Raw genomic sequence first — 2914 nt, 5'->3', positions numbered from 1 at the left:
TTGCTATTCCGTCATGGAAAAGTCCGTTCACAGAACATGGAAAAGCTAAAGTGCAGCTTTCCCACATTCTGCAAACAAACTTTCCCACAACTCCATAAGATAGCAAGTTATGCACATTACGCACAGTGCCGACTGCTACGGAATCACACTCATTCTCCATCTTTTCATAAAAAGGGTATTGACAATGACATCAAAAGTGCATATACTGTACTTATCGAACCAGTACGCATATTACAAGCAATACGCATAGAGAGGAGTGAATAAATGGAAATAATCATAAGCAACAGCAGTGATAAACCTATTTATGAGCAAATATGTATGCAGGTCAAAAATCTGATTATGAACGGAACTTTATCTGCTGGTGAAGCGTTACCGTCCATGAGGGTACTAGCAAAAGACTTGCATATCAGCGTTATTACTGTCCAAAGGGCTTATGAAGATTTGACCCGTGACGGATTCATAGAAACTGTATCTGGAAAAGGGAGCTTTGTTGCAGCCCAAAACAAGGAGTTTATCCAAGAAGAACAGTTGCGTGTAGCAGAGGAATTGTTACAAAAGGTTGCGGAAATCGGCAGAGCACATGGAATCAGTTATGAACAAATGACAAATATTCTAAAGTTGTTTTACGAAGAATAAACAGGAGGCGAGGACATGGAAAAAAACAACATTTTAGTACAGGATTTATGCAAACAGTTTGACGAATTTTTGTTAGACCATGTTTCATTTCAAGTTCCGAAAGGCAGGATTGTCGGCTTTATTGGCGAAAACGGGGCTGGTAAGAGTACGACCATTAACCTAATACTTGATGAATTAAAAAAGGATAATGGGCAAATACAGATTTTTGGCAGGGAACATACAAGTTCTTCTGTCAAGGAAGATATAGGCGTTGTCTTTGACGAGTGCAATTTCCATGATGTATTTAATGTGTCAGATATTGAAAAAATACTGTCCGGCGTATATAAATCATGGGATAGCAGCCTTTACAGACAGTACCTAAAAAAATTCAAAATCCCCGAAAAAAAACAAATAGGCTCTTTTTCAAAGGGCATGAAGATGAAGTTATCCATTATCTGCGCTATGGCGCATAAACCGAAGTTGTTGATTTTAGATGAAGCGACTACGGGGCTTGACCCGGTTGTGCGTGATGAAATGTTAGACTTATTTTTAGAATTTATACAGGACGAGGAATGTTCTATTTTCTTTTCCTCTCACATCACGTCGGACATACAAAAGATTGCAGATTATGTAATCTTGATTCATCAAGGCAAAATTATTTTTGAGGAACAAAAAGACGACCTTGTTTATCATTTTGGGATAGTGAAGTGCGGGAGGGAAAAGTTTGCTTCCATTTCCCCGGATGATTATATTATCCACAGGGTTACAAATGTCAGTGTAGAGTGTCTTGTCCGTGACAAAGAAGCGATAAGGCGCAAATACAAAGATATTGTAATCGATAATGCAACACTGGAAGATATTATGCTTTTCTACATCAAAGGAGGTGCAGCATGAAAGGTTTGATTTACAAAGATATTACAATCTTCTTTAAGAGTATTGACAAAAAGCTGATTCTGATAGCGGTTGGCGCAATTATATTACTCATGGTCAATACCGGCGTTTATGCGGGTCTGTTTGCATCTGTAATGCTTGCCATGACAATAGGTATGCAGAATATAATGAGTTTTGCGAGCGATGAAAAGGCAAGTTGGAAAAAATATCAGTTGGCAATGCCTGTAAATGCGGTTTCAGTAGTAACAAGCAAATATATTTCTGTTATCTGCACATTGGCAGTCAGCATTGTGGGAAGCATTATATTTAATCTTTTACCCAGTATTGCTTTTCAGAGTTTCAATGTTACTGTTTGGGGAGTGTCTGCTGCTGTATCTCTAATTGTTCCGTTATTATGGACTGGAATCTGTCTGCCATTAACCTATTGGTTTGGTTTTCGCTCTGCGCAGACAATGGGGCTTATTGTAGTAATTCCCATGTTCTATTTTATCAAATATTTTGAAGATGGGGCTGGATTTTCTGCTATGACTAATTCTATATTTTCTTATATTGTTATTGCAGGAGTTGCAGTAGTAATCCTATTTATAATTTCAATGATAATAAGTGCGATAGGGTACAGTAGAAAGAAATAATATGGCTATTGGACTATATAGTAATCTCAAGAAATTATAAAAGAGGTGATGTTGTGATTAAGGTAGACAACACAAAGAGATACAACCAACTTGCGATTGAATTATTGAAAAGAATATTTAATGGGTATTATAAGTTGGGTGCCAGACTTCCTTCAACACGGGAATTAGCAAAACAAGCCAGTGTGAATCCTAATACAATGCAAAGAGCTTTACAAGTATTGCAAGATGAAAAAATACTCATAAAACAATCCACAACAGGAAGATATGTCACAATAGACATTCAATATCTTATCAAGATACGGAATGACATACTGGAACAAATAAACCACATTTATCAGGATGAAATCAGTTCATATGGAAACAACTTGAAAAATTTGGATATAAACAGTTCCGATATGTAGCAGCACTTAAAATTCATTTTGTGCTTTTGATTCGCTTGTGGTTAATTAAGGAGCAACAGCCTAAAGTACTGCCAGCTTCTGAATTATAATAAATGTAACTGTAAATCACGCACCGCCCTATGTGGGAGAAAGGGGGAATCATTTATGCCTTGCACAGAAGCATACAGAGAACACATCATGTATACTTTCAACGGCTATTGCAAGACCGTCATACGCTTTGCGGCTATCAACGCATGGCGTGACAGGAGCAGACGGCGGCAAAAAGAAATATCCCTTGAATACCTCACAGAAGAAAAGTTGTAAGCGATACAAAACACACCGTAATGAAAAGAAGTGCATGTTGTGATATACTCTATCAAAACATACACTTCTTAT

The 2914-nt window shown here is 37.4% G+C and carries 4 protein-coding genes and 1 pseudogene; all 5 read left to right on the top strand.

Annotated elements, in window-relative coordinates; genetic code table 11:
* Positions 1–264 precede the first annotated feature (264 nt).
* Positions 265–636 (top strand): GntR family transcriptional regulator, encoded by a 372-nt coding sequence (locus NFR99_RS15015; protein ID WP_120487389.1) that lies wholly within the window; start codon positions 265–267, stop codon positions 634–636.
* Positions 637–651: 15 nt separating this feature from the next.
* Positions 652–1509, top strand: coding sequence for an ABC transporter ATP-binding protein (locus tag NFR99_RS15010; protein ID WP_120487387.1), 858 nt, complete (start codon positions 652–654; stop codon positions 1507–1509).
* Positions 1506–2138, top strand: coding sequence for an ABC-2 transporter permease (locus tag NFR99_RS15005; protein ID WP_120487385.1), 633 nt, complete (start codon positions 1506–1508; stop codon positions 2136–2138). Before NFR99_RS15010 ends, NFR99_RS15005 begins: the two co-directional genes overlap by 4 nt.
* A gap of 53 nt (positions 2139–2191) precedes the next feature.
* Complete coding sequence (locus NFR99_RS15000; protein WP_135977033.1) at positions 2192–2539, top strand: GntR family transcriptional regulator; 348 nt, start codon at positions 2192–2194, stop codon at positions 2537–2539.
* A 144-nt stretch (positions 2540–2683) separates the two neighbouring features.
* Positions 2684–2836: pseudogene (locus NFR99_RS14995) on the top strand (sigma-70 family RNA polymerase sigma factor); the annotation flags it as partial.
* Positions 2837–2914 lie beyond the last annotated feature (78 nt).

This window comes from Hominisplanchenecus murintestinalis, from assembly GCF_943193015.1.
In the GTDB taxonomy this organism is placed as follows: Bacteria; Bacillota; Clostridia; order Lachnospirales; family Lachnospiraceae; genus Hominisplanchenecus_A; species Hominisplanchenecus_A murintestinalis.
Note: the sequence above shows the minus strand (reverse complement) of the source record. Positions and strands in the feature narration are given on the sequence as shown.

What these genes read in the sequence shown, in the direction of transcription:
- NFR99_RS15005 (WP_120487385.1), top strand. Translation starts at nt 1,506, where the DNA reads ATGAAAGGTTTGATTTACAAAGATATTACAATCTTCTTTAAGAGTATT.
- NFR99_RS15015 (WP_120487389.1), top strand. Translation starts at nt 265, where the DNA reads ATGGAAATAATCATAAGCAACAGCAGTGATAAACCTATTTATGAGCAA.
- NFR99_RS15010 (WP_120487387.1), top strand. Translation starts at nt 652, where the DNA reads ATGGAAAAAAACAACATTTTAGTACAGGATTTATGCAAACAGTTTGAC.